26 protein-coding genes and 2 pseudogenes are annotated in these 25,403 nt (G+C 60.2%); 27 read left to right on the top strand and 1 reads right to left on the bottom strand.

The window, feature by feature from the left end; translation table 11 throughout:
* Positions 1-41: 41 nt before the first annotated feature.
* From LJU32_24345 to LJU32_24215, 27 genes and pseudogenes are all read left to right on the top strand, one after another.
* A complete protein-coding gene (locus LJU32_24345) occupies positions 42-569 on the top strand; it encodes a YceD family protein (protein ID WKV88503.1) in 528 nt (175 codons plus the stop codon).
* A 13-nt stretch (positions 570-582) separates the two neighbouring features.
* The gene (gene rpmF / locus LJU32_24340; GenBank protein ID WKV88502.1) at positions 583-765 is read left to right on the top strand and encodes a 50S ribosomal protein L32; all 183 of its coding nucleotides are present in this window, start codon (positions 583-585) and stop codon (positions 763-765) included.
* Positions 766-799: 34 nt separating this feature from the next.
* On the top strand, positions 800-1,780 hold the full coding sequence (plsX, locus tag LJU32_24335; GenBank protein ID WKV91188.1) for a phosphate acyltransferase PlsX: 981 nt from the start codon (positions 800-802) through the stop codon (positions 1,778-1,780).
* A 123-nt stretch (positions 1,781-1,903) separates the two neighbouring features.
* Positions 1,904-2,842 carry an ACP S-malonyltransferase gene (gene fabD / locus LJU32_24330; GenBank protein ID WKV88501.1) on the top strand — a complete coding sequence of 313 codons (939 nt, stop codon included), beginning with the start codon at positions 1,904-1,906 and terminating at the stop codon, positions 2,840-2,842.
* Positions 2,843-2,858: 16 nt separating this feature from the next.
* Positions 2,859-3,602 carry a 3-oxoacyl-ACP reductase FabG gene (gene fabG, locus LJU32_24325; GenBank protein ID WKV88500.1) on the top strand — a complete coding sequence of 248 codons (744 nt, stop codon included), beginning with the start codon at positions 2,859-2,861 and terminating at the stop codon, positions 3,600-3,602.
* A gap of 196 nt (positions 3,603-3,798) precedes the next feature.
* Positions 3,799-4,035: an acyl carrier protein gene (gene acpP / locus LJU32_24320; protein ID WKV88499.1), complete on the top strand. Its 237-nt coding sequence runs from the start codon at positions 3,799-3,801 to the stop codon at positions 4,033-4,035.
* A gap of 108 nt (positions 4,036-4,143) precedes the next feature.
* Complete coding sequence (fabF, locus tag LJU32_24315) at positions 4,144-5,388, top strand: beta-ketoacyl-ACP synthase II (protein WKV88498.1); 1,245 nt, start codon at positions 4,144-4,146, stop codon at positions 5,386-5,388.
* A complete protein-coding gene (gene pabC / locus LJU32_24310) occupies positions 5,388-6,203 on the top strand; it encodes an aminodeoxychorismate lyase (protein ID WKV88497.1) in 816 nt (271 codons plus the stop codon). Before fabF ends, pabC begins: the two co-directional genes overlap by 1 nt.
* Before the next feature lie 3 nt (positions 6,204-6,206).
* Positions 6,207-7,388, top strand: coding sequence for an endolytic transglycosylase MltG (gene mltG / locus LJU32_24305; GenBank protein ID WKV88496.1), 1,182 nt, complete (start codon positions 6,207-6,209; stop codon positions 7,386-7,388).
* 19 nt (positions 7,389-7,407) lie between these two features.
* Positions 7,408-8,040 carry a dTMP kinase gene (tmk, locus tag LJU32_24300; GenBank protein WKV88495.1) on the top strand — a complete coding sequence of 211 codons (633 nt, stop codon included), beginning with the start codon at positions 7,408-7,410 and terminating at the stop codon, positions 8,038-8,040.
* Positions 8,033-9,016, top strand: coding sequence for a DNA polymerase III subunit delta' (locus tag LJU32_24295; protein WKV88494.1), 984 nt, complete (start codon positions 8,033-8,035; stop codon positions 9,014-9,016). The genes tmk and LJU32_24295 overlap by 8 nt, the downstream gene beginning before the upstream one ends.
* 42 nt (positions 9,017-9,058) lie before the next feature.
* On the top strand, positions 9,059-9,415 hold the full coding sequence (locus tag LJU32_24290) for a PilZ domain-containing protein (protein ID WKV88493.1): 357 nt from the start codon (positions 9,059-9,061) through the stop codon (positions 9,413-9,415).
* A gap of 15 nt (positions 9,416-9,430) precedes the next feature.
* On the top strand, positions 9,431-10,222 hold the full coding sequence (locus LJU32_24285) for a TatD family hydrolase (protein ID WKV88492.1): 792 nt from the start codon (positions 9,431-9,433) through the stop codon (positions 10,220-10,222).
* Between the two features lie 347 nt (positions 10,223-10,569).
* Complete coding sequence (locus LJU32_24280) at positions 10,570-11,208, top strand: TetR/AcrR family transcriptional regulator (GenBank protein ID WKV88491.1); 639 nt, start codon at positions 10,570-10,572, stop codon at positions 11,206-11,208.
* Positions 11,209-11,346: 138 nt separating this feature from the next.
* Entirely contained in the window at positions 11,347-12,315 is a 969-nt protein-coding gene (locus tag LJU32_24275; GenBank protein ID WKV88490.1) for a radical SAM protein, read from the top strand.
* Positions 12,316-12,496: 181 nt separating this feature from the next.
* Complete coding sequence (locus LJU32_24270) at positions 12,497-13,102, top strand: DUF4823 domain-containing protein (protein WKV88489.1); 606 nt, start codon at positions 12,497-12,499, stop codon at positions 13,100-13,102.
* A gap of 14 nt (positions 13,103-13,116) precedes the next feature.
* The gene (locus LJU32_24265; GenBank protein ID WKV88488.1) at positions 13,117-13,677 is read left to right on the top strand and encodes a DUF1285 domain-containing protein; all 561 of its coding nucleotides are present in this window, start codon (positions 13,117-13,119) and stop codon (positions 13,675-13,677) included.
* Positions 13,678-13,868: 191 nt separating this feature from the next.
* Positions 13,869-14,585, top strand: coding sequence for a FadR family transcriptional regulator (locus LJU32_24260; protein WKV88487.1), 717 nt, complete (start codon positions 13,869-13,871; stop codon positions 14,583-14,585).
* A 134-nt stretch (positions 14,586-14,719) separates the two neighbouring features.
* Positions 14,720-15,595, top strand: a complete 876-nt coding sequence (locus LJU32_24255) for an SMP-30/gluconolactonase/LRE family protein (protein ID WKV88486.1) — start codon at positions 14,720-14,722, stop codon at positions 15,593-15,595.
* Between the two features lie 270 nt (positions 15,596-15,865).
* Positions 15,866-16,684, top strand: a complete 819-nt coding sequence (locus tag LJU32_24250; protein WKV88485.1) for an SDR family oxidoreductase — start codon at positions 15,866-15,868, stop codon at positions 16,682-16,684.
* 136 nt (positions 16,685-16,820) lie between these two features.
* Positions 16,821-17,824: pseudogene (locus tag LJU32_24245) on the top strand (substrate-binding domain-containing protein).
* Positions 17,825-17,877: 53 nt separating this feature from the next.
* Positions 17,878-19,425: an L-arabinose ABC transporter ATP-binding protein AraG gene (gene araG / locus LJU32_24240; protein WKV88484.1), complete on the top strand. Its 1,548-nt coding sequence runs from the start codon at positions 17,878-17,880 to the stop codon at positions 19,423-19,425.
* A gap of 12 nt (positions 19,426-19,437) precedes the next feature.
* A complete protein-coding gene (gene araH, locus LJU32_24235) occupies positions 19,438-20,406 on the top strand; it encodes an L-arabinose ABC transporter permease AraH (protein ID WKV88483.1) in 969 nt (322 codons plus the stop codon).
* A gap of 187 nt (positions 20,407-20,593) precedes the next feature.
* A complete protein-coding gene (locus LJU32_24230) occupies positions 20,594-21,307 on the top strand; it encodes a GntR family transcriptional regulator (GenBank protein ID WKV88482.1) in 714 nt (237 codons plus the stop codon).
* Positions 21,304-22,302: an ADP-ribosylglycohydrolase family protein gene (locus LJU32_24225; protein WKV88481.1), complete on the top strand. Its 999-nt coding sequence runs from the start codon at positions 21,304-21,306 to the stop codon at positions 22,300-22,302. Before LJU32_24230 ends, LJU32_24225 begins: the two co-directional genes overlap by 4 nt.
* A gap of 200 nt (positions 22,303-22,502) precedes the next feature.
* Positions 22,503-23,969, top strand: a complete 1,467-nt coding sequence (locus LJU32_24220) for a cytosine permease (protein ID WKV88480.1) — start codon at positions 22,503-22,505, stop codon at positions 23,967-23,969.
* Positions 23,962-24,890: pseudogene (locus LJU32_24215) on the top strand (PfkB family carbohydrate kinase). Before LJU32_24220 ends, LJU32_24215 begins: the two are co-directional and overlap by 8 nt.
* Positions 24,891-25,004: 114 nt before the next feature.
* On the opposite strand, the gene LJU32_24210 reads toward LJU32_24215, so the two are convergent.
* Entirely contained in the window at positions 25,005-25,385 is a 381-nt protein-coding gene (locus tag LJU32_24210) for a Rho termination factor N-terminal domain-containing protein (GenBank protein ID WKV88479.1), read from the bottom strand.
* Positions 25,386-25,403 lie beyond the last annotated feature (18 nt).

Below are 25,403 nucleotides of genomic sequence, written 5' to 3'. Positions count from 1 at the left end.
TCCTTTGACATGGGTGGGTGCATCCCTATAATGCTGCGCCTATGTTGAATGACCCGATTCCACCTCACGTTGACCCGCGCAAATTGGCTGACCGTGGCACCACCCTTCAAGGTGAACTGCTGCTGGCCGATTTGAAGAGACTCTGCGACCCGCTTTCCGACGATGTCGGTACGGTGCAGGCAAAATTCGTTTTTGAACGAGATGAACGTAAGTCTGTGGTCATCCACAGCTTTATCGACACCGAAGTCAAAATGGTTTGCCAGCGTTGTCTTGAGCTGGTCACCCTGCCGATCCACAGCGAATGCAGTTACGCGGTGGTGAAGGAGGGTGCGAATACCCAGTCGTTGCCGAAAGGTTATGACGTGCTGGAACTGGGCGAAGATCCATTGGATCTGCAGTCACTGATCGAGGAGGAGCTTCTGCTCGCCTTGCCCATTGTGCCTGCTCATCATCCGGAAGAATGCCAGCAGCCGGCGGGAGCAGATGAGCCCGAACCGAGCGAGGACGAGGTAACGCGGTCCAACCCGTTCAGTGTATTGGCGCAGTTAAAGCGTGACCCAAACGTTTAGGAGTTAATCAATTATGGCTGTTCAGCAGAACAAAAAATCCCGCTCTGCCCGTGACATGCGCCGTTCGCACGACGCTCTCGAGGCTAGCACCCTGTCTGTAGAAAAAACCACTGGTGAAGTTCACCTGCGTCACCACGTATCGCCAGAAGGCGTATACCGTGGCCGTAAAGTGATCGACAAGGGCGCTGACGAGTAATCACTTGTCTGCTCAAGTCATCGCGATTGACGCAATGGGCGGGGACTTCGGTCCCCGCAGCATTGTTCAGGCCAGTCTCGCTTGCCTGTCTGCTACGCCCTCGCTGCACCTGACCCTCGTCGGTCAACCCTCCCTTCTTGAAGAATTGATCCACGGCCAGTCGGCTGCTGATCGCGCGCGCCTGACGATTGTTGGGGCCAGCGAAGTCATCACCATGGACGAAAAACCCGCTCAGGCCCTGCGTGGCAAGCCGGATTCGTCGATGCGTGTCGCCCTCGAGCTGCTGCGCGATGGCAAGGTGCAGGCCTGTGTCAGTGCCGGCAATACCGGCGCGTTGATGGCCTTGTCGCGATTCGTGCTGAAGACATTGCCCGGCATTGATCGTCCGGCCATGGTCGCGGCGATCCCGACGCAGACCGGTTATTGCCAACTGCTCGATCTTGGCGCCAACGTCGATTGCAGTGCCGAGCACCTGTTGCAGTTCGCCGTGATGGGTTCGGTGGCCGCGCAGACCTTGGGCATTGCCCGTCCCCGTGTTGCGTTGCTGAACATCGGCACCGAAGACATCAAGGGCAATCAGCAGGTCAAACTGGCCGCAACGCTGTTGCAGGCTGCACGCGGAATCAACTACATCGGTTTTATCGAAGGCGACGGCTTGTATCGCGGTGAGGCCGACGTGGTGGTGTGTGACGGCTTCGTCGGCAACATCCTGCTCAAGTCCAGCGAAGGTCTGGCGACGATGATTGCCGCGCGCATCGAGGCGTTGTTCAAGAAAAACATGGCCTCTCGTGCGGTCGGCGCCCTCGCGTTGCCGTTGATGAAGCGTCTGCAGGCTGATCTGGCCCCGGCGCGACATAATGGCGCAAGCTTTCTCGGCTTGCAGGGCATCGTTGTGAAAAGCCACGGATCGGCCGGGGTGCAGGGCTTTCAGAGTGCCATTCAACGGGCGCTGATCGAGATTCAGGAGAACCTGCCCGAGCGTCTCCACGGTCGTCTGGAGGAACTGTTGTCTTAGGCGTTTTCGTCGGACAATGCTTAAATGTGACCGCCCGGTTCAAAGGGCCATCCAAACTGTCAGTTTCTGGCGTCCCCAACGGGGCGTTATTTTCCGACGACAAGATCATTAGGGGCTTGTTACATGTCTGCTTCCCTCGCATTCGTCTTTCCAGGACAGGGTTCGCAGTCCCTCGGCATGCTGGCCGAGCTGGGCGCGCAACATCCGCTGATCCTCGAAACCTTTCAAGAAGCCTCTGCTGCGCTGGGCTACGACCTGTGGGCACTGACCCAGCAGGGCCCGGAAGAGCTGCTCAACCAAACCGACAAAACCCAACCGGCCATTCTGACCGCGTCAATCGCCCTGTGGCGTCTGTGGCTGGCCGAAGGCGGCGCGCGTCCGGCATTCGTCGCCGGCCATAGCCTGGGTGAGTACAGTGCGCTGGTTGCCGCCGGCAGCCTGAGCCTGGCTGACGCGGTCAAGCTCGTTGAACGCCGTGGTCAGTTGATGCAGGAAGCGGTGCCGGCCGGGCAGGGCGGCATGGCCGCGATCCTCGGTCTGGAAGATGCCGACGTGCTGGCTGCCTGCGCCGAAGCGGCGCAAGGCGAAGTCGTCAGCGCAGTGAATTTCAACTCGCCGGGCCAAGTAGTGATCGCCGGTGCCAAGGCAGCCGTCGAGCGCGCCATCGAAGGCTGCAAGGCCCGTGGTGCCAAACGCGCCATGCCGTTGCCGGTGAGCGTGCCGTCGCACTGCGAGCTGATGCGTCCGGCTGCCGAGCGTTTCGCCGAATCCATCGCCGCCATCGACTGGCAGGCGCCGCAGATCCCGCTGGTACAGAACGTCAGCGCACAAGTGCCAGCCGATCTGGAAACCCTCAAGCGCGATCTGCTTGAACAGCTCTACAAGCCAGTGCGCTGGGTTGAATCGGTGCAGACTCTGGCCGCCAAGGGCGCGACCAATCTGGTCGAATGCGGCCCGGGTAAAGTCCTCGCTGGCCTGAACAAGCGTTGCGCCGAAGGCGTTTCGACTTCCAACCTCAATACCCCAGACGCCTTCGCTGCCGCTCGCGCAGCGCAGGCCTGAATCAGGAGAAACTTGCATGAGTCTGCAAGGTAAAGTTGCACTGGTCACCGGTGCAAGCCGCGGTATCGGCCAGGCCATCGCGCTGGAATTGGGTCGTCAGGGCGCCATTGTTGTCGGCACCGCGACCTCCGCATCGGGCGCCGAGCGCATTGCCGCGACCCTGAAGGAAAACGGCATCCAAGGCGCCGGTTTCGAACTCAATGTCACCAGCGACGAATCGGTCAGCGCCGTACTGGCTGGCATTCAGGAGCAGTTCGGTTCGCCGGTAGCGATTCTGGTCAATAATGCCGGTATCACCCGCGATAACCTGATGATGCGCATGAAAGACGACGAATGGTACGACGTGATCGATACCAACCTGAACAGTCTGTATCGCCTGTCCAAGGGCGTTCTGCGTGGCATGACCAAGGCGCGCTGGGGCCGAATTATCAGTATTGGCTCGGTGGTGGGTGCCATGGGCAACGCCGGCCAAGTAAACTATGCAGCCGCCAAGGCCGGTCTGGAAGGTTTCAGCCGGGCGATGGCGCGTGAAGTCGGTTCGCGTTCGATTACGGTCAACTCGGTAACCCCAGGGTTCATCGACACCGATATGACCCGCGAACTGCCTGAAGCACAGCGTGAAGCCTTGCAGACGCAGATTCCGCTGGGTCGTCTGGGACAAGCTCAAGAGATCGCGTCCGTGGTCGCTTTTCTTGCATCTGACGGTGCGGCATACGTTACCGGGGCTACAATCCCGGTGAACGGTGGGATGTACATGTAAGTAAAATGTGACGGATTGCTTCAAAAAAATGTCATACGAGCTGTCTAAAATCCGTTATAAAGCTGCAATCTATTTATAGGCAGAGGGCCGCAGGGTTTGAGGAGTGAAGCTTTCAGTTGAAAAACTGAAAAGGCTTTCTATACACTTACCCACTGGCCAGCTGCCTGAATTTGTCCATTAGGAGTGAAAACAAGGTATGAGCACCATCGAAGAGCGCGTCAAGAAAATCGTTGCCGAGCAACTGGGTGTTAAAGAAGAAGAAGTGGTCAACACCGCTTCCTTCGTAGAAGACCTGGGTGCCGACTCCCTTGACACCGTTGAGCTGGTGATGGCTCTGGAAGAGGAATTCGAGACCGAAATCCCTGACGAAGAAGCTGAAAAGATCACTACTGTACAAGCTGCAATCGACTACGTTACCAGCCATCAGGCGTAATAGTTTGTAATCGTTGCTTGCTGTCATGGAAAAACCGCACTGCCATCATGGCGTGCGGTTTTTTCTTTAGGCCTGATGCAAAGTCGTCATTTGAAAAAGGAGAGTGCTGTGTCGCGTAGACGCGTCGTAGTCACCGGTATGGGTATGTTGTCGCCACTGGGCACGGATGTGCCGAGCAGTTGGCAGGGCATTCTGGCTGGCCGCAGTGGCATTGGTCTGATCGAACACACCGACCTTTCTGCCTATTCGACTCGCTTCGGCGGCTCGGTCAAAGGCTTCAATGTCGAGGAATACCTGTCGGTCAAGGAAGCGCGCAAGCTCGACCTGTTCATTCAGTACGGCCTCGCCGCAGGCTTTCAAGCCGTGCGCAACGCTGGTCTGGAAGTCACCGATGCCAACCGTGAACGCATTGGCGTGGCCATGGGTTCGGGGATTGGCGGTCTGACCAATATCGAAGAGACCAGCCGCACCCTGCACGAGACCGGTCCGCGACGGATCTCGCCGTTCTTTGTGCCTGGCTCGATCATCAATATGATTTCCGGCTTCCTGTCGATCCATCTGGGCGCACAGGGACCCAACTACGCCATCGCCACCGCATGCACCACCGGTACGCACTGCATCGGCATGGCAGCGCGCAACATCATGTACGACGAAGCCGACGTGATGATTGCCGGCGGTGCGGAAATGGCCGCCTGCGGTCTGGGTATGGGCGGCTTCGGCGCGTCCCGTGCGCTGTCGACCCGCAACGACGAGCCGACCCGCGCCAGCCGTCCATGGGACAAGGGCCGTGACGGCTTTGTTCTGTCCGACGGTGCCGGTGCGCTGGTTCTCGAAGAGCTCGAACACGCCAAGGCCCGTGGTGCGACGATCTACGCCGAGCTGATCGGTTTCGGCACCAGCGGCGATGCGTTCCACATGACCTCGCCACCCGCCGATGGCGCCGGTGCCGCGCGCTGCATCACCAATGCCCTGCGCGACGCGAAGATCAACGTCGACCAGGTGCAGTACATCAACGCTCACGGCACCTCGACGCCGGCCGGCGACCTCGCCGAAGCCAATGCGATCAAGTCGGTGTTCGGCGATCACGCCTACAAGCTGGCCGTCAGCTCGACCAAGTCGATGACCGGCCATCTGTTGGGTGCGGCGGGCGCGGTCGAGGCGATCTTCAGCGTGCTGGCCATCAACAGCCAGGTGGCGCCGCCGACCATCAACCTTGATGAGCCGGACGAAGGCTGCGATCTCGATTTCGTCGCGCACACCGCGCGCAACATGGACATCGATGTCGTGCTGTCCAACTCCTTCGGTTTTGGCGGCACCAACGGCACCCTGGCGTTCCGTCGGTTCGCCGGCTGATGGACAGCTGGGTCGACGGTCAACCGGCTGACGCGCTGTCGCTGAAAGATCGCGGCCTGGCTTACGGCGATGGTCTTTTCGAGACCATCGCTGTGCGCAATGGTCAGCCGGTCCTGCTGGATCGGCACCTGGCGCGTCTGGCTGATGGCTGCGTGCGTCTGGCCATCGCGACCGATCTCGAGCTGGTTCGCCATGAGCTGCTCAGCTATGCCGCTGCGATGGGCGAGGGCGTGCTCAAGCTCATCCTCACTCGTGGCGACGGTTTGCGCGGTTATGCGCCCGATCCTGCGGCGCAGGCCCGACGCATTCTGCAAGGCAACCCGCCGGCGGCTTATCCCGCTGCCCATGCCGAGCACGGCATCCGCCTGTATCCCTGCAACACGCGTTTATCTACGCAGCCGTTGTTGGCCGGATTGAAACATTTGAATCGACTGGAACAGGTGCTCGCCCGCGCCGAATGGCAGGACAGCGATCATGCCGAAGGCTTGATGCTCGATCAGGCCGGGCGCGTCGTCGAAGGCGTGTTCAGCAATATTTTCCTGGTGCGCGACGGCGGCTTGATCACGCCCGACTTGAAGCGCTGCGGCGTTGCCGGGGTGATGCGCGAGGAAATATTGTTTCAGGCCGAGTCACTGGCCATCCCCACGCAAATCGCCGATATCAGCCTCGAACAGCTGCAATGGGCTGATGAAGTGTTTGTCTGCAACAGCGTTTATGGCGTCTGGCCGGTACGCGCCTGTGCTGCACTGAGCTGGCCGGTTGGCCCGCTCACCCGTAAACTGCAAACCATTGCCCGCGCGCTACTGGATGCCTGATTCGTGAGACGTAAACTTTTGCTGCTGCTGGAAACCGGACTGGTTCTGGCAGGGCTGCTGTTGGGCGCCAGCGCCTGGAAAATTCATTCGGCGCTGGAACAGCCCCTGAACATCCCGCAGGAACAACTGCTGGATGTGCCGAAAGGCTCTACACCGACCCGTACCTTCCTTGAACTCGAAACCGATGGCGTCATCAAGGACGCGTTCTGGCTGCGCGTCTACTGGCGCTTCAATCTTGCCGGCACACCGATTCACAGCGGCGAGTACCGCATGCAGCCCGGCATGACCGTCAACGGTCTGATCGATTCGTGGAAGCGCGGCGACGTGGTTCAGTACAGCCTGACCCTGGTCGAAGGCTGGACTTTCCATCAGGTGCGCGCCGCCCTGGCCAAAGACGACAAGCTGGAGCAGACCCTCAATGGTCTGAGCGACAGCGACGTCATGGCGAAAATTGGACACAAAGGCTTGTTCCCTGAAGGCCGGTTCTTCCCGGACACCTATCGCTTCGTGCGCGGCATGTCCGATGCCGAGTTGCTGAAAAAGGCGTTTGATCGACTTGACGAGGTGCTCGCCAAAGAGTGGGCGCAGCGTTCTGCCGATGTGCCTTACAGCGAACCTTATCAAGCGCTGATCATGGCCTCGCTGGTCGAGAAAGAGACCGGCGTTCCGCAGGAGCGCGGGCAGATTGCCGGAGTGTTCGTACGGCGCATGGCGCTGGGCATGCAGTTGCAGACCGATCCGACAGTGATCTATGGCCTCGGCGATCGCTACACCGGCAAGCTGACCCGCGCGCATCTGAAAGAACCGACACCCTATAACACCTACGTGATTCCCGGTTTGCCGCCGACGCCGATTGCGATGGTCGGGCGCGAAGCGATTCATGCTGCGCTCAATCCGGTGGAAGGCAGCAGCCTGTATTTCGTCGCCCGTGGCGATGGCAGCCATGTGTTTTCCGATGATCTGGATGCACACAACAACGCGGTGCGCGAATACCAGCTCAAGCGCCGTGCCGATTACCGTTCCAGCCCGGCACCAGTAACCGCGCCGGCCACCGATGAGGCGATTCCGGCGGCCTCGCCGAACACCGCGCCCGAGGTGCTGCCCGAAGTGCCATCGAAAGCGCCGCCGCAAGATCCGGCGCCAGCCCAAGAACCGGACGCCGCTGCACCACAGAACGCGCAATGACTTTGATGAAGGACTGCCTGTGACTGGCTTGTTTATTACCCTGGAAGGCCCGGAAGGCGCGGGCAAGAGCACCAATCGCGAATACCTCGCCGAGCGCCTGCGCGCCGCCGGTATCGAAGTGCTGCTCACCCGTGAGCCTGGCGGTACGCCGCTGGCCGAGCGGATTCGTGACGTGTTGCTGACCCCGGCCGACGAAGTGATGCACCCCGACGCCGAGCTGTTGCTGGTGTTCGCCGCCCGCGCGCAGCATCTGGCTGAGGTGATTCGCCCGGCGCTCGCTCGTGGCGCGGTGGTGTTGTGTGATCGCTTCACTGATTCGACGTACGCCTATCAGGGCGGCGGTCGTGGTTTGTCGCTGGAACGCATCGCCACCCTGGAAACGTTCGTGCAGGGCGACTTGCGGCCCGATCTGACCTTGATTTTCGACCTGCCCGTGGAAATCGGTCTGGCCCGCGCCAGTGCCCGCGGTCGACTGGACCGTTTCGAATTGGAAGGCAGGGCATTTTTCGAGGCTGTGCGCAATGCGTTTCTGAAGCGCGCCGAAGCCGATCCTTCGCGCTATGTGCGCATTGATGCCGGTCAGCCACTGGCCAAGGTTCAACAATCGCTGGATACCCTGATTCCGAACTTGTTGGAGCTGGCCCGTGGCTGAGGCCTATCCATGGCAGGACAGTCTCTGGCAGCAACTGGCCGGACGCAGTCAGCATGCCCATGCGTATCTGCTGCACGGTCCGGCCGGGATCGGCAAGCGCGCACTCGCTGAACGCTTGATGGCCAGCCTGCTGTGTCAGCGCCCTACACCTGAGGCGTGTGGCGAGTGCAAATCCTGCTTGCTGCTCAAGGCCGGCAGTCATCCGGACAATTACATTCTGGAGCCGGAAGAGGCGGACAAGGCGATCAAGGTCGATCAGGTTCGTGATCTGGTCAGTTTCGTCGTGCAGACCGCGCAGCTTGGCGGGCGCAAAGTGGTGCTGATCGAGCCGGTCGAGTCGATGAACATCAACGCTGCCAACGCCTTGCTCAAAAGTCTTGAAGAACCGTCCGGCGATACGGTTCTGCTATTGGTCAGCCACCAGCCGAGCCGTTTGTTGCCAACCATCAAGAGCCGTTGCGTGCAGCAGGCCTGCCCGCTGCCGGGCGAAGCAATGAGTCTGCAATGGCTGGAGCAAGCGTTGCCGGAATGTTCCGAAGAGGAGCGCGTCGAACTGCTGACGCTGGCCGCCGGTTCGCCGTTGATGGCGGTCAGCCTGCAATCCCAGGGTGTACGTGAACAGCGCGCGCAAGTGGTCGAAGGCGTGAAGAAGTTGCTCAAGGGCCAGCAGTCGCCGACGCAACTGGCGGAAGAGTGGAAAAGCATTCCGATGCTGCGTCTGTTCGACTGGTTCTGCGACTGGTCGAGCCTGATCCTGCGCTATCAACTGACTCAGGACGAAGCGGGCCTCGGCCTGGCCGATATGCGCAAGGTTGTGCAATACCTGGCGCAGAAAAGTGCGCAGGGCAAAGTGCTGGATATTCAGGACTGGATTCTCGCCCAACGGCAGAAAGTGTTGAGCAAGGCCAACCTAAATCCGGCCCTGTTGCTGGAAGCATTGTTGGTGCAATGGGTGGGATTGCCTGGTCAAAGATAAGAATGTGTACCTAGACTCTGAAAATCAGCAGTGGAGGTGAACATGATTGAGCCTGTCAGCCCGGGGCCACGTAACGGCATCTTGTCCCTGACCATCAAGGACAAGTCGGTGCTTTACGCCGCCTACATGCCGTTCATCAAGAATGGTGGTCTGTTCATCCCGACCAACAAAAGCTACCGGTTGGGCGACGAGGTGTTCATGCTGTTGCACCTGATGGATGAAGCGGAAAAAATTCCCGTCGCCGGCAAAGTCGCCTGGATCACCCCCAAAGGTGCACAAGGCAATCGCGCCGCCGGTGTCGGCGTGCAGTTCAACGACGGCGACGACACTGCGCGCAGTCGCATCGAAACTCATCTGGCCGGAGCGCTGAAATCCGACCGTCCCACTCATACGATGTAAGTTGCAGTCCTTTTTATGCTCGTAGATTCCCATTGTCACCTTGATCGTCTCGACCTCGCCGCCCATGACGGCTCGCTGGATGCCGCACTCGCTGCGGCCCGCGAGCGTGGGGTCGGACATTTTCTGTGCATCGGCGTCAGCGCTGACAACGCCGCCGACGTCAAAGCCCTCGCTGAACGTTATGACGATGTCGATTGTTCGGTCGGTGTGCATCCGCTGGATGTGCAGCCGGGCGCGGCGCCAGCGCTGGACTGGCTGCTGCACGAACTCAATCACCCGAAAGTGGTGGCGATCGGCGAAACCGGCCTCGATTATCACTACGAGCCGGAGGCCGCCGAGCTGCAGCAGGAATCGTTTCGCCTGCACCTGCAAGCGGCACAGCAGACCGGCAAACCGGTGATCATCCACACCCGTGGCGCCCGTGCCGACACCCTCGAACTGCTGCGCGAAGCGGCGTTGCCACAGGCCGGTGTGTTGCATTGCTTCACTGAAGACTGGGACATGGCCAAAGCGGCGCTGGACATGGGCTATTACATTTCCCTGTCGGGCATCGTCACGTTCCGCAATGCCGACGCCTTGCGTGACGTGGCGAGCAAAGTGCCGGCCGATCGCCTGCTGGTGGAAACCGACTCGCCGTACCTGGCGCCGATCCCGTATCGCGGCAAGCCGAACCTGCCGCAGTACGTGCGCGAAGTCGCGGAGTTTCTGGCGATGTTGCGCGGTGAAAACTACGAGCGCTTTGCCGAGCAGACCACAGAGAACTTCAAGCGTCTGTTCCCGCTGGCGAGTGTTAATTCTGCCCCGTGACCGCTGGCCAAATCGCAGGCAAAAAAACCCGGGTTCTGGGGGTGAATCCGGGTTAAGACCATTAGGAGTAAAACAAAGGCACGCGGTCCGTTGGTACCTTTACCGGCGCGACACTTGGGGAGATGTCGCCCGACAGTTCAAGTATTGATCAGTCTGGCGCGCAGTCCAGTGAGCCGGTCGGGGTTTTTAAACAAATTTGGAATACGTTTGCTTCAGTTGAGTTCTCATTGCACCCTAATCGTTCTCGAAATGAACAAGAAACACAGATTTGGTCGATGAACCGTGCTTTTTGTGCAAGTTAGGCATAATACGCGGCTTCGAATTTTGACCCTTCAGACCTTTTTCTTATGCATAAAGAACCTCGTAAGGTCCGTGAGTTTCGTCGCCGCGAGCAGGAAATTCTCGATACCGCGCTCAAGCTGTTCCTCGACCAGGGTGAAGACAGTGTCACCGTCGAGATGATTGCTGATGCCGTGGGTATCGGCAAAGGCACGATCTACAAGCACTTCAAATCCAAGGCCGAGATCTACTTGCGCCTGATGCTCGATTACGAGCGCGATCTGAACGAGCTGCTGCATTCGGCTGATGTCGACAAGGACAAGGAAGCGCTGTCCCGCGCCTACTTCGAATTCCGCATGCGCGACCCGCAGCGCTATCGCCTGTTCGACCGCCTCGAAGAGAAAGTCGTCAAGGGCAATCAGGTGCCGGAGATGGTCGAGGAGCTGCACAAGATCCGTGCCTCGAACTTCGAACGCCTGACGCTGTTGATCAAGGGTCGCATCAGCGAAGGCAAGCTCGAAGACGTGCCTCCATACTTCCACTACTGCGCATCCTGGGCGCTGGTGCACGGCGCGGTGGCGCTGTATCACTCGCCATTCTGGAGCAATGTGCTGGAAGATCAGGAAGGCTTCTTCCAGTTCCTGATGGACATCGGCGTGCGCATGGGCAACAAGCGCAAGCGCGACCCGGAAACGCCGAGCACATAAGCCATTCAGCGGGCTGATTGCGCCGTGTTTTCGCAACATGGCGCAATAGCACAGGAATATACTCAGGCATAGGGCTTGCTAAAACCTGATTTCTCAGTCAAGTTTTGCTCGCTCGATTTTCTTTCGCCGGAGTGTTTCATGATCGTTGACCGTCAAGGCAGGCGTTTTCGCAATCTGCGCATCAGCCTGACCTCTGCCTGCAACTACGCCTGTACCTACTGCGTGCCCAACGGCAAGCGGTTGGTCGCTGCGCAGGATGAACTGTCGGCCGAAGCCATGGCACGCGGCGTCGAATACCTGATCGAAGCGGCCGGCATCGAGCGCCTGCGCATCACCGGCGGCGAGCCACTGGTCAGCCCCAAGCTCGAATCGTTCATGACTGCCGTCGGCCAGATGGGCCTCGACGACATCAGTCTGACCACCAACGGTCAACTCCTCGCGAAAAAACTGCCGCTGCTGGTCGATGCCGGTCTGCGCCGGATCAACGTTTCCCTCGATACCCTTGATGCCGCTGCTTTTCGCAGCATCGCCCGTGGCGGCGACCTGGCCAGCGTGCTTGATGGCATGGATCAGGCTGCCGCCGCCGGGATGAAGATCAAGGTCAACATGGTGCCGTTGCGCGGGCAAAACCTCGATCAGGTCATGCCGCTGCTCGACTACTGTCTGGAGCGCGGCTTCGAACTGCGCTTCATCGAGCTGATGCGCATGGGCCATCTGGCCAAAGATTCCAACGCATTCCTGCAGCAGTTCGTCAGCCTTGAGCAGTTGCGCGGCCTGATCGGCGAACGTTATGAATACGCCCAGACCGACGCACCGGTGGATGCCACAGCGGTACGCTACGCGATCCCCGGTCGCGGCAATTTCGGGGTGATCGCCAACGAAAGCGTGCCGTTCTGCCGCACCTGCTCGCGCTTGCGCCTGTCGTCTACCGGTTGGCTGCATGGCTGTTTGTCGTCGAGCAACCGCCACTATGTCGGCGATCTGCTCGACAAGCCGCGCCATCAGGCGTTGCCGGCGCTGCAACGGTTGCTGGTCAAGGCGTTGAGTGACAAGCAGGAGGTGGCGTTCTCCGGTGGTGCTACTGTCATGAAGATTATTGGCGGCTGAATAATCGCTTTCGCGAGCAGGTCGAATCGTCGCACCGTCGCTCCCGCATTTGGAATGCATTTCAATTGTGGGAGCGAGCCTGCTCGCGAATGCCTCTATCACTGAATTTGCCGAGCTGGCGCAAAAGCTGCATCCAACGGCCATTCGCCGGTTTTCCGACACCGGCTTCTGGAGGAATAGGATGCGTAGCCTGGTTTTGCTGCTGGCCGTTTTGGCGCTTGGTGGCTGCATGAATGTCAGCGATATGGCCGAAGGCACTCGCTATCACATGAGCGATGCGGGGCTTCTGGACCACAGCGACAGCCGCCGGGTGAACAATATCCGCATTCAGCCGGACTCGTTCATCTTCATCGCCCAGGGCGCGTTCGCGCCGCCGGGTGGTCCCTATCCACGGCCGAACGTGGTCGCCGAAGAAGCCTTCAAGGGCTTTGTCGAATACTTCCCGATGGTCCGCCGCGCCCGTGCGCCGGAAGGCCTCGATCAAGCCATGGGCGAAGCCCGTGATGCCGGCGCGCATTACCTGCTCTACACACGTTTCGCCAAGGCTGACGACCGCATCGGCAACTCCGACGAGTGGCTGGATCAAGAGGCGGTGGATCGCCTCGGTATCGACGGCGGCGTGATTCAGATCATGTTGATCGAGACCAGCACCCAGTATTTGATTGATACTGCACGGATCAAGAGTCGTGGCGGTTTACTGACGTTCCATGACTCCAAACCCGAAGACCTCATCGGTCCGCCGCTGGCGCAGTACGCACGCAGCCTGCTGGGGATCGGCGACCAGTAATCAAGGAGTACGCCATGAGTGACCCGCAAACAGCCAATGACCTGCTGGGGCAGATCCCCAAGACCAAAGGCCTGCCACCGGTGCATTTGTGGAACCCGGATTTCTGCGGCGACATCGACATGCGCATCGCCCGTGACGGCACCTGGTATTACCTGGGCACACCGATCGGGCGCAAGCCGATGGTCAAACTGTTCTCCACCATCATCCGCCGCGACGGCGATGATTACTTCCTGATCACCCCGGTCGAGAAGGTCGGGATCAAGGTCGATGACGCGCCGTTTGTGGCGGTTGCGGTGGAAGTGGAAGGCGAGGGCGAGGCGCAGGTCTTGCGCTTTACCAGCAACGTCGAGGAAACCATCGAGGCGGGAGCGGATCATCCGATCCGTGTCGAGATCGATCCTGAGACCCAAGAGCCTGCGCCTTATGTGCATGTGCGCAGCAACCTTGAAGCGCTGATTCACCGCAATGTGTTTTACCAGTTGGTGGAATTGGCGGTGAGCCGCGAGATCGATGGTCAGCGCTGGTTGGGCGTGTGGAGTGGCGGCGAGTTCTTCCGCATCGGCCTCGAACCTTAAAACACATCACCTTCGTGGGAGCGAGCCTGCTCGCGAACGCGGTGTATCAGTCGCAATCATTGTTGACTGGCACGACGCTTTCGCGAGCAGGCTCGCTCCACAATGGTTTGTGCAAGCTGAAAAAATCCGATTGACTGTTAATCGTATGATGATTAGCGTAGGCCCCCATCGCGATTCGCCTTGAGGTGTACATGTCCAGCAGCTTTCATGCGTCGACCGTTGACTGGCTGGGCAGCTGGATTGCTGCCGGTCAGGTCAAGCCGGGGCAGACCATCAAGGTCGAGGCGGATCTGGGCGAGCAGCTTGGCGTCAGCCGCACGGTCATTCGCGAAGCCATCAAAACCCTCGTCGCCAAAGGCATGCTCGAAGTCGGGCCGAAGGTTGGCACGCGGGTATTGCCGGTCCGGCGCTGGAATCTGTTCGATCCGCAAGTGGTCGGTTGGCTATCGCGCAACGGCTTGCCGGAAAACTTCGTCGATGACCTGCTGGATTTGCGCCGTACCATTGAGCCGATGGCGGTGCGCTGGGCCTGTGAGCGGGCGACGCCGGAGCAGATCGAAGCGGTGCAACTGGCCTTCAACGCACTGGAGCGTGCCGTCGACAGCGGCATCGACTACAACCGTGCCGACCAGGCCTTCCACGAATGCATCCTGGCCGCCAGCCATAATCAGTTCATCGAACAAATGGTCCCGGCCCTCGGCGCGTTGCTGGCGGTGTCGTTCGAAGTCTCCGCCGCCGACCCCGATGAACTGCGCCGCACCTTGCCGATCCATAAAGACATGGCCGACGCCATCGCCGCGCGCGATTCGACCCGTGGCGTGTGGGCGTGCATGACCTTGATCGACAACGCCGACCTGGCGATAAAACGCTTTTACCCGAAAGTCATGGCGGACCGAAAAGCCAGCTGAACACCGAGATTCCCTGTAGGAGTGAGCCTGCTCGCGATAGCGGTGTATCAGGCGACATCATTGGCACTGAACCACCGCTATCGCGAGCACGCTCACTCCTACAATGCGCACAACAAGAACATGAAGGATTCCAGATGACCTGCACCGCCCTGACCCAACACCGCGCGCAACTCGGCGAAGGCCCGTTCTGGGATGCGCCGACCCAGGCGTTGTACTGGGTGGATATCGCTGGCAAACAAGCGTTGCGCCTGATTGGTCAGAATGTGCAGATCTGGCAGATGCCTGAGCACATCTCCGCCTTCATTCCCTCCGCCAGCGGAGATGCGCTGGTCACGCTCAGCAGCGGTGTCTATCGACTGGATCTCGATTCACCGGGCCTCGAGCCACGGTTGACGCTGTTCTGCGTCGCCGACCCGCAACCGGGCAACCGCCCCAACGAAGCCCGTTGCGATGCCTTGGGCCGGTTGTGGTTGGGCACCATGCAAAACAACATCGGCGAGCATGGTGAGGATCTGCCGCTGGTGCGCCGTTCCGGTGGCCTGTTCCGTATCGATCCCGATCAACGCGTGAGACCGCTGCTGCTCGGTCTGGGCATCCCCAACACTTTGTTGTGGAGCGATGACGGCACCACGCTGCTGTTTGGTGAAAGTCTCGACAGCACGCTCAATCGATATTTCATCCGCACCGACGGCAGTCTCGATACGCCGCAGGTGTTTTACTCGTCCGATCAGAATGGCGGCCCCGATGGCTCGGCGATGGACGCCGAAGGCTACGTGTGGAATGCACGCTGGGACGGCAGTTGCCTGTTGCGCCTGACGCCGGACGGGCAGGTCGAGCGCAAAATCGATTTGCCGGTCAGTCGCCCGACCAGTTGCGTTTTCGGTGGCGAAGACTTGAAAACCCTGTTCATCACCAGTGCCAAGAGCCCGCTGAATCATCCGTTGGACGGTGCGGTGCTGAGCATGCGCGTCGACGTTGCAGGAAAACTCTGTACGCGTTTTGCTGGTTAAATCCCAAAATATGGGATGCAAAATTATATATTGAGATTATTTGGCGGTCGGGTTTATAGTCGGCTCCAGCAGTAACACGCACTCACACTTAAAAAGAACAAAACAGGTGAAGTGATGCAGCGAATTCTTGTCGCCCGCGCAAGCGGGATCCGCCTTTCGCCACGGCTCAATGCCGGCGGCGACGCTTGCCTGTTTGTTTTCCCCAGCCGTCAGAACCGGACATCGACCGATGCCCGGTTTTTTTGCGCCTGTGTGCAGGAGGCCTGAGCCATGGCTGAAGCGCTGACATTGCCGGCAGTGCCGGCCCCGCCGAAAGGCGAGCGCCTGAAAAACAAGGTCGTGCTGTTGACCGGGGCCGCTCAGGGCATCGGCGAAGCCATCGTCGCCGCCTTCGCCTCGCAGCAAGCCAGATTACTCATCAGCGACATCCAGGCCGACAAGGTCGAGCAGGTCGCCGCTCACTGGCGCGATCAGGGCCATGACGTGCAGGCGCTCAAGGTCGACGTATCGAATCAGCAGGATCTGCATGCCCTGGCCCGACGCGCCGTGGAATTGCATGGCCGCATCGATGTGTTGGTCAACTGCGCCGGGGTCAATGTGTTCCGCGATCCTTTACAGATGACCGAAGAAGACTGGCGGCGCTGCTTCGCCATCGATCTGGACGGCGCCTGGTATGGCTGCAAAGCGGTGCTGCCGCAGATGATCGAGCAGGGCGTCGGCAGCATTATCAACATCGCCTCGACCCATTCCAGCCACATCATTCCCGGCTGCTTTCCGTACCCGGTCGCCAAGCACGGCTTGCTCGGCCTGACCCGCGCACTCGGCATCGAATACGCGGCCAAAGGCATTCGCGTCAACGCCATCGCGCCGGGCTACATCGAAACGCAGCTGAACGTCGATTACTGGAACGGCTTTGCCGATCCCCACGCCGAACGTCAGCGCGCCTTCGATCTGCATCCGCCCAAGCGCATCGGCCAGCCGATCGAAGTAGCGATGACCGCAGTGTTTCTGGCCAGTGATGAAGCACCGTTTATCAACGCCTCGTGCATCACCATCGATGGTGGTCGTTCGGTGATGTACCACGACTGAATAAAACGAATTTCCAGCGCTGAACTACGCTTGAAATCCAATCATCATACGATATGACTATTTTCAACCAGCTTCACTGAGAACACGCTTCAACGCTTTTCAAACCTTGCTCAAAAAAATAACAAGGAGTCATCTGATGAAACGTCGTTTCGGGATTCGTACCTTCTGCAGCACTGCTCTGGCGGTCACTGCGTTCAGCCTGAGCAGTGCGCTGCTTGCCGCCGACGCGGTAAAGATCGGTTTTCTGGTCAAACAGGCCGAAGAACCGTGGTTCCAGACCGAATGGGCTTTTGCCGAAAAAGCTGCCAAGGACAAAGGCTTTGAACTGATCAAGATCGCTGTGCCGGATGGCGAGAAGACCCTCTCGGCGATCGACAGTCTGGCCGCCAACGGCGCCAAGGGTTTTGTGATCTGCCCGCCGGACGTGTCCTCGGCCCGGCCATCATGGCCAAAGCCAAGATCAACGACCTGAAAGTGATTGCCGTCGACGACCGTTTCGTCGACGCCAACGGCAAGTTCATGGAAGACGTGCCGTACCTGGGCATGGCCGCGTTTGAAGTCGGTCAGAAACAGGGCGCCGCCATGGCTGCCGAAGCGAAGAAGCGTAACTGGGACTGGAAAGACACCTACGCGGTGGTCAACACCTACAACGAACTCGACACTGGCAAGAAGCGCACCGACGGTTCGGTCGATGCCTTGAAGAAGGCCGGCATGCCGGAGGACCATATCCTCTTCGCCGCACTGAAAACCCTCGACGTACCGGGCAGCATGGACGCCACCAACTCGGCGCTGGTGAAACTGCCGAGCGCGGCGAAAAACCTGATCATCGGCGGCATGAACGACAACACCGTGCTCGGCGGCGTGCGCGCCACCGAAGCGGCCGGTTTTGCCGCGAGCAACGTGATCGGCATCGGCATCAACGGCACCGACGCCATCGGCGAGTTGAAAAAGCCTAACAGCGGCTTCTTCGGTTCGATGCTGCCTAGCCCGCACATCGAAGGCTACAAGACCGCCGAGATGATGTACGAGTGGATCACGGCCGGCAAAGAGCCGCCGAAGTACACCGCCATGGATGACGTCACCCTGATCACCCGCGAAAACTTCAAGCAAGAGCTGGAAAAAATCGGCTTGTGGAACTGAGGCAGCGACGGCCCGGGCAGCCGGGCCGTTTTTCGGTGTGAAGAGGTGGCTTTATGCACGCGCAAGTACAGACACAAGAACAACATGGCGCCAGCGGCAGCCTGCGCTTCAACGGGATCGGCAAGACCTTTCCCGGCGTGAAAGCGCTCGACGGCATCAGCTTCGTCGCCCACCCCGGCCAGGTTCATGCCTTGATGGGCGAGAACGGCGCGGGCAAATCGACCCTGCTGAAAATCCTCGGTGGCGCCTACATTCCGAGCAGCGGCGAACTGCAGATCGGCGAGCAGGCGATGGCGTTCAAGTCGACTGCCGACAGCATCGGCAGCGGCGTCGCGGTGATTCACCAGGAACTGCATCTGGTCCCGGAAATGACCGTGGCCGAAAACCTGTTTCTCGGCCATCTGCCGGCGAGTTTCGGCTTGATCAATCGCGGTGAGCTGCGCCAGAAAGCCTTGAACTGCCTGAAAGGCCTGGCCGACGAAATCGATCCGCAAACCAAGGTCGGCCGCTTGTCACTGGGCCAGCGGCAGTTGGTGGAAATCGCCAAAGCGCTGTCGCGCGGCGCCCACGTCATCGCTTTCGACGAACCGACCAGTAGCCTCTCGGCGCGCGAGATCGATCGCTTGATGGCGATCATCGGTCGCCTGCGCGACGAAGGCAAAGTGGTGCTTTACGTTTCCCATCGCATGGAAGAAGTCTTCCGTATCTGCGACGCCGTCACCGTGTTCAAGGACGGCCGCTACGTGCGCACCTTCGATGACATGAGCCAGTTGACCCACGATCAACTGGTGACCTGCATGGTCGGTCGCGACATTCAGGACATCTACGATTACCGCCATCGTCCGCGTGGCGCCGTGGCGTTGAAAGTCGACGGCTTACTCGGTCCGGGCTTGCGCGAGCCGATCAGTTTCGAAGCACACAAGGGTGAAATCCTAGGCCTGTTCGGGCTGGTCGGGGCAGGGCGCACCGAGCTGTTTCGCCTGCTCAGTGGGCTGGAGCGCAACACCGCCGGACGCCTCGAACTGCGCGGTCATGAGCTGAAACTGCGCTCGCCGCGTGACGCGATTGCCGCCGGCATTCTGCTCTGCCCGGAAGATCGCAAGAAGGAAGGCATCATCCCCTTGGCCAGCGTCGCCGAGAACATCAACATCAGTGCCCGTGGTGCGCATTCCGGGCTCGGCTGCCTGATTCGCGGTTTGTGGGAAAAGGGTAACGCCGACAAGCAGATCAAAGCCCTGAAAGTGAAAACCCCGCACGCCGGCCAGCAGATCAAATTTCTCTCCGGCGGCAATCAACAGAAGGCCATCCTCGGCCGCTGGCTGTCGATGCCGATGAAAGTCCTGCTGCTCGACGAACCGACCCGAGGCATCGACATCGGCGCCAAGGCCGAGATCTACCAGATCATCCATAACCTCGCCGCTGACGGTATTTCGGTGATCGTGGTGTCCAGCGACCTGATGGAAGTGATGGGCATTTCCGACCGCATCCTGGTGCTGTGCGAGGGCGCCCTGCGCGGCGAAGTCAGCCGCGACCAGGCCAATGAATCCAACCTGCTACAACTGGCTTTGCCACGCCACCGCGCTGACGGCGTGGCGAACTGAGAGGTGACTATGATGACTACGCAAAACGAAACCCTGCCGACCGAGCGCAAACCGTTGGACTTGCGGCGCTTCCTCGATGACTGGGTCATGCTGCTGGCGGCGATCGGCATCTTTGTCGCCTGCACACTGCTGATCGACAACTTCCTCTCGCCACTGAACATGCGCGGTCTGGGCCTGGCGATTTCCACCACCGGCATTGCCGCGTGCACCATGCTTTATTGCCTGGCATCCGGGCACTTCGACCTCTCGGTCGGTTCGGTGATCGCCTGTGCCGGCGTCGTCGCGGCGGTGGTGATGCGTGACACCAATAGCGTATTTCTCGGCGTCAGCGCGGCACTGGTGATGGGCCTGATCGTTGGTTTGATCAACGGCATCGTGATTGCCAAATTGCGCGTCAATGCCTTGATCACGACGCTGGCGACCATGCAGATCGTGCGCGGCCTGGCCTATATTTTTGCCAACGGTAAAGCGGTCGGTGTGTCGCAGGAGTCGTTCTTCGTCTTCGGTAACGGCCAGCTGTTCGGTGTGCCGGTGCCGATCCTGATCACCATCGTATGCTTCCTGTTCTTCGGCTGGCTGTTGAACTACACCACCTACGGGCGCAACACCATGGCCATCGGTGGCAATCAGGAAGCGGCGCTGCTGGCGGGCGTCAACGTTGACCGGACCAAGATCATCATCTTCGCCGTGCACGGTGTGATCGGTGCGCTGGCGGGTGTGATTCTGGCGTCGCGGATGACTTCCGGGCAGCCGATGATTGGTCAGGGTTTTGAACTGACGGTGATTTCTGCCTGCGTATTGGGCGGGGTTTCGCTGAGTGGCGGCATCGGCATGATCCGCCACGTGATTGCCGGGGTGTTGATTCTGGCGATCATCGAGAATGCGATGAACCTGAAGAACATCGATACGTTTTATCAGTATGTGATTCGCGGTTCGATTCTTTTGCTGGCCGTGGTCATCGACCGTTTGAAACAGCGCTGACACAACCTCAACCCTGTAGGAGTGAGCCTGCTCGCGATAGCGTCCTTTCATACACATTGAAGCTCAATGTGCTGACGTCATCGCGAGCAGGCTCACTCCTACAGTGATCGCGTAAATCCTCCACCTTCGGTCACCTCACGCAAATACCCCTTGCCCGCCACGCCCCGTTTCGGTTATCAATTTGTACATGATTAGACAGGTACGATTCGACAAGAAACAACGGGTGGTCGACGAGCTCGTCCGACGCATCGAAAGCGGCCTCATGGAGGACGGCTTTCTGTTGCCCGGCGAACATCAGTTGGCTCAAGAATTCCAGGTCAGCCGTGGCACCTTGCGTGAGGCGCTGGCCGAATTGAAGCGGCGTAATTACATCGCCACGCAAAGCGGTGTCGGCTCTATCGTCACTTTCGACGGTGTCGCGCTGGATCAGCGCAGCGGCTGGGCGCAGGCGCTGGCCGACAGCGGGGCGCTGATCAATACCGAAGTGTTGCGCCTCGAAGCCGTGACCCGCCCGGATCTGCTGGTGCGTTTTGGCACCGATCAATTCATCACCCTCGACCGTCGCCGGCGCGCCACCGACGGTACGCTGGTGTCTCTGGAACGATCCTTGATGCCGGCCAATGGCGGCCTGGAAAGCCTGCCTCGCGTCGGTTTGATCGACAATTCCCTGACTATCACCCTGGCCGCCTACGGCTACATCGGCGAGCGCGGCGATCAGTGGATCGGCGCCGAGCCGCTGAATGCCGAAGACGCCGAGCTGCTCGGTCGCCCGGTCGGCACGGTGTTTCTCAAAGCCCTGCGCACTACTTACGACCGGCAGAACCGTTTCATGGAACAGGTCGAAAGCCTGCTCGACCCGGTGCACTTTCGTCTGCACCTGCAATTCGGAGAATCGAAATGACCGCGCTCAATCGTGCGCTTGGCGCTTTCTATGGTCTGGCCCTGGGTGATGCGTTGGGCATGCCGACGCAGTCGCTCAACCGCGAAACGATCAAAGCGCGCTTCGGCCAGATCACTGATCTGCAGGACGCAGGTCCCTTGCAACCGATCGCCGCGAACATGCCCAAAGGCTCGATCACCGATGACACCGAGCAGGCGATTCTGGTCGGTGAATTGCTGGTCGAAGGCCAAGGCCGCATTGAGCCGGCGGTCCTCGCTCAGCGCTTGATCGAATGGGAAGCCGAGATGCAGGCCAAAGGCTCGCAGGACTTGCTCGGCCCCTCGACCAAACGCGCCATTGAAATGATCCTCGCCGGGCACTCCCCGGAAGAAGCCGGCCGCTACGGCACCACCAATGGCGCAGCCATGCGCATCACCCCGGTGGGGATTGCCGCGAACGTGGCCGATCCGCAGCGCTTCATTGCGGCGGTCGTGCAGGCGTGCCAAGTGACCCATAACACCACGCTGGGGATTTCCAGTGCGGCGGCGGTGGCGGCGGTGGTCTCCGCTGGCATCAACGGCGTTGATCTGGGCGAGGCGCTGAACATCGGCCAGCAGATCGCCCAGCAGGCCGAAGCCCACGGGCACTGGGTCGCTGGCGGGCGCATGGCGTCGCGCATCAGTTGGGCGCGCAGTATCAGCGTCGACAGTGACAAAGCACTGCTGGCCGATCTGCTCTACGACGTGATCGGTACATCGGTGGCGTCGCAGGAGTCGGTGGTGGTTTCATTCGCATTGGCCCAACAAGTGGCCATCGGTGAGATGACGGCATTCGAGGCGTTGTGCATGGCCGCCAGCCTCGGTGGCGACACGGATACCATCGCGGCGATTCTCGGCGCCATGCTCGAGGCCTGCCTGGGGCTTGAGTGCTGGCCGGAGCAAATGATCGAGACGGTGAAAGCTGTTAATCAACTGCAGCTTGAGCCGTTGGTACAGGGGCTGTTGGCCTTGCGTTGACTGGCTGGCCTCTTCGCGAGCAGGCTCGCTCCCACAATTGGAATGCATTCCCTTGTGGGAGCGAGCCTGCTCGCGAAAGGCGGCGCATTTCTAAAGAATTCACACAGCAATGGATCGCACAGACAGGCCTCGGAAGGCCAATTGTCTTGTCGTTTTGCATCATTGCCACAACCACAAAAAAGGCAAACAGGAGCATCTTCATGAGTTCATCAACCGCCGGGCAAAGCGTCGGGCAATTGGAAACCCGGGGCATCGAGCCGGTGCCGGAAGCCGAGTGCAACGGTCATCCGTTGCAGCTGTTCTGGGTCTGGTTTGCGGCCAATATTTCCATCCTCGGCCTGCCGCTGGGCGCCACGCTGGTGGCGTTTCGCGGGTTGGCGATCTGGCAGGCGATCATCGTCGCGATTCTCGGTGCTGCCGGTTCGTTTGCGGTGGTGGGGATCATCTCGATTGCCGGCCGGCGTGGCCGTGCGCCGAGTCTGACCCTGTCGCGAGCAATCTTCGGCGTGCGCGGCAACATCGGCCCGACGCTGGTTTCGCTGATGTCGCGTCTGGGTTGGGAAACCGTCAATACCACCACCGCAGCCTTCGTGCTGCTGTCGCTGTGTTCGATTCTGTTCGGCTCGCCGGTCGAGGCGAAAAGTGCGCCGGTACTGACGCTGATCTTCATCGCCATCTTCGTCCTGCTGACCTTGTCGGTGTCCGGCCTCGGCCACGCGACCCTGCTGGTGATCCAGAAGTGGGCGACGTACGTGTTCGGTGCGCTGAACATTCTCGTCGGCGGTTTTCTCTGCGCGACCATCGACTGGAGTGCGGTATTCAACGCCACGCCAGCGCCGCTGAGCGCAATGATCATCGGCATCGGCACCATGGCCGCTGGCACCGGCATCGGTTGGGCCAACGCTGGTGCCGACATGTCGCGCTATCAGCATCGCAGCGTCAAGGCTGTGCGCCTGGTGGCGTCGGCGGCGTTCGGAGCGGGCATTCCGCTGGTGCTGCTGATCACTCTCGGCGGCTTGTTGTCGGTGGGCAACAATGACCTGGCGTCGGCGACTGACCCGATCGTGGCAATCCGCGACATGCTGCCGACGTGGATGGCCGTGCCGTACCTGATCACCGCGTTCGGCGGTCTGCTGCTGTCGAACAACCTGTCGGTGTACTCCGCCGGCCTGACCACGCTGACACTGGGCCTGAAGGTCAAACGCGTCTATGCGGTGGTGGTCGACATCGTCGCGATCTTCGCCGGCTCGATCTACTTCATGCTGATCGCCGACAGTTTCTACGGTCCGTTCATTACCTTCATTTCCCTGCTGGCGGTGCCGATCACTGCGTGGGTTGGGATCTTCGTGGTCGACCTGATTCACCGTCACTACTACAGCCCCAAAGACCTGCTCGACGTCAGCCCGAGCAGCGCCTACTGGTATCGCGGCGGCATCGAGTGGCGCGCATTCGGCGCGTGGGCGATCGCCATCGTCCTCGGTTTCAGCTTCACCACCATCGGCACCACGGCGGAAAACGTCTGGTTCAAGGGCTTTCTGTCCGACTCCTGGCTGGGTCACAACGGCCTCGGCTGGATCGTGACCTTCGTCGTCGCCGGCGGCATTTACCTGGTACTTGGCGGTGCGAAAGATCGCCGCGCCGCGCAACCCGAGAATGCTCATGCCTAAGATGTTGCACACCGGCCAGGTCATTATCGACCTGGTCATGGCCGTGGAAAAACTGCCGCAGATTGGCGGCGACGTGCTGGCGCAGTCGGCGGGATTCGAAGCCGGTGGCGGCTTCAACGTTATGGCGGCGGCGGTGCGCAACGGCCTGCCGGTGGTCTATCTAGGTCGCCATGGCACGGGGCGTTTTGGTGACTTGGCGCGCCAAGCGATGCAGGCGGAAGGTATCGCCATCGGCATCCGCGAGCCGGCCGAGCGCGACACTGGTTTGTGCGTGGCGCTGACCGATGCCTCGGCTGAACGCAGTTTCATTTCCTACATCGGCGCCGAAGGCGAGGTGACCGAGGACGATTTGAACAGCGTGGCTGCCGAGCCTGGCGATTACGTTTATCTCAGCGGCTACAGCCTGCTGCACGAAGGCAAGGCGCAGGCGTTGCTCGACTGGACGCTGGCGCTGCCGGCGGCGGTCAATGTGGTGTTCGACCCGGGGCCGTTGGTGGAGTCGCCCGATGCGCCAATGATGCAGGCGTTGCTGCCGCGCATTGATGTGTGGACCAGCAACAGCGTCGAGGCGCTGCGCTTTGCCGGCGCTGATGAGATTGGCTTGGCAATGGATCGGCTCGTGGAACTGCTACCGGAAAAAGTGCTGATGGTGGTGCGCGATGGACCGCAGGGTTGCTGGATTCAACAGCGTGGCGAGCGTCGACAGGTGCCGGGGTTTGCTGTGAAAGCAGTGGACAGTAATGGCGCTGGTGATGCGCATGCCGGGGTGTTTGTGGCCGGATTGGCGCAGGGGCTGGAGGCACCGGAAGCGGCGCGGCGGGCCAATGCGGCGGCGGCGATGGCGGTGACTCGCTGGGGGCCGGCGACATCGCCGGGGCGGGTGAGGTGGATGCGTTTATCCGCGAGTCCTGCCGCGACTGATGCACCGCAATCGCTGGCAAGCCAGCTCCCACAGGGTCTTCGTGTGTAAGTGCAATAGTGCAACCACCCGAAAGATCTGTGGGAGCTCGCTTGCCAGCGATGAGGCCATCAGGCTTAGCCAGCCTTGCGCAACGCCTCAATCAACTCCTGCTTGCGCATCGAAGACCGTCCCGGAATGTTCTTTGCCCGGGCCTCTTTCATCAGGCTATCGACAGTCTGCGTATCCTTCGAAGTCTCGCTGTTGCGCGAATGGCCCTTGCGACTCGCCACCGCGCGGCGCGATGACTCTTTGCGATCTTCCGACTTGGCACTCGCAGGCTTCTTGCGCCCCGAGCCACCGGACTTCTCGCCGCCACCGGACTGCTTGTTCACCGTCGCCCAAGCGCGAGCCTCAGCCTCATCTTTCGACACGCCCTTTTTCTCGTAGCTGTCTTCGATGTGTTCGGCTTTACGCTTCTGTTCACTGGTGTATTTGTCTTTGCTTCCACGAGGCATGGGATTTCTCCTCAAGTT

Source organism: Pseudomonas sp. B21_DOA, from assembly GCA_030544685.1.
GTDB lineage: Bacteria > Pseudomonadota > Gammaproteobacteria > Pseudomonadales > Pseudomonadaceae > Aquipseudomonas > Aquipseudomonas fluorescens_AO.
This window is presented reverse-complemented; position numbering and strand designations above follow the sequence as displayed.

What these genes read in the sequence shown, in the direction of transcription:
- LJU32_24345 (WKV88503.1), top strand. Translation starts at nt 42, where the DNA reads ATGTTGAATGACCCGATTCCACCTCACGTTGACCCGCGCAAATTGGCT.
- rpmF (WKV88502.1), top strand. Translation starts at nt 583, where the DNA reads ATGGCTGTTCAGCAGAACAAAAAATCCCGCTCTGCCCGTGACATGCGC.
- plsX (WKV91188.1), top strand. Translation starts at nt 800, where the DNA reads ATGGGCGGGGACTTCGGTCCCCGCAGCATTGTTCAGGCCAGTCTCGCT.
- fabD (WKV88501.1), top strand. Translation starts at nt 1,904, where the DNA reads ATGTCTGCTTCCCTCGCATTCGTCTTTCCAGGACAGGGTTCGCAGTCC.
- fabG (WKV88500.1), top strand. Translation starts at nt 2,859, where the DNA reads ATGAGTCTGCAAGGTAAAGTTGCACTGGTCACCGGTGCAAGCCGCGGT.
- acpP (WKV88499.1), top strand. Translation starts at nt 3,799, where the DNA reads ATGAGCACCATCGAAGAGCGCGTCAAGAAAATCGTTGCCGAGCAACTG.
- pabC (WKV88497.1), top strand. Translation starts at nt 5,388, where the DNA reads ATGGACAGCTGGGTCGACGGTCAACCGGCTGACGCGCTGTCGCTGAAA.
- LJU32_24290 (WKV88493.1), top strand. Translation starts at nt 9,059, where the DNA reads ATGATTGAGCCTGTCAGCCCGGGGCCACGTAACGGCATCTTGTCCCTG.
- LJU32_24285 (WKV88492.1), top strand. Translation starts at nt 9,431, where the DNA reads ATGCTCGTAGATTCCCATTGTCACCTTGATCGTCTCGACCTCGCCGCC.
- LJU32_24280 (WKV88491.1), top strand. Translation starts at nt 10,570, where the DNA reads ATGCATAAAGAACCTCGTAAGGTCCGTGAGTTTCGTCGCCGCGAGCAG.
- LJU32_24275 (WKV88490.1), top strand. Translation starts at nt 11,347, where the DNA reads ATGATCGTTGACCGTCAAGGCAGGCGTTTTCGCAATCTGCGCATCAGC.
- LJU32_24270 (WKV88489.1), top strand. Translation starts at nt 12,497, where the DNA reads ATGCGTAGCCTGGTTTTGCTGCTGGCCGTTTTGGCGCTTGGTGGCTGC.
- LJU32_24265 (WKV88488.1), top strand. Translation starts at nt 13,117, where the DNA reads ATGAGTGACCCGCAAACAGCCAATGACCTGCTGGGGCAGATCCCCAAG.
- LJU32_24260 (WKV88487.1), top strand. Translation starts at nt 13,869, where the DNA reads ATGTCCAGCAGCTTTCATGCGTCGACCGTTGACTGGCTGGGCAGCTGG.
- LJU32_24255 (WKV88486.1), top strand. Translation starts at nt 14,720, where the DNA reads ATGACCTGCACCGCCCTGACCCAACACCGCGCGCAACTCGGCGAAGGC.
- LJU32_24250 (WKV88485.1), top strand. Translation starts at nt 15,866, where the DNA reads ATGGCTGAAGCGCTGACATTGCCGGCAGTGCCGGCCCCGCCGAAAGGC.
- araG (WKV88484.1), top strand. Translation starts at nt 17,878, where the DNA reads ATGCACGCGCAAGTACAGACACAAGAACAACATGGCGCCAGCGGCAGC.
- araH (WKV88483.1), top strand. Translation starts at nt 19,438, where the DNA reads ATGACTACGCAAAACGAAACCCTGCCGACCGAGCGCAAACCGTTGGAC.
- LJU32_24230 (WKV88482.1), top strand. Translation starts at nt 20,594, where the DNA reads ATGATTAGACAGGTACGATTCGACAAGAAACAACGGGTGGTCGACGAG.
- LJU32_24225 (WKV88481.1), top strand. Translation starts at nt 21,304, where the DNA reads ATGACCGCGCTCAATCGTGCGCTTGGCGCTTTCTATGGTCTGGCCCTG.
- LJU32_24220 (WKV88480.1), top strand. Translation starts at nt 22,503, where the DNA reads ATGAGTTCATCAACCGCCGGGCAAAGCGTCGGGCAATTGGAAACCCGG.
- LJU32_24210 (WKV88479.1), bottom strand. Translation starts at nt 25,385, where the DNA reads ATGCCTCGTGGAAGCAAAGACAAATACACCAGTGAACAGAAGCGTAAA.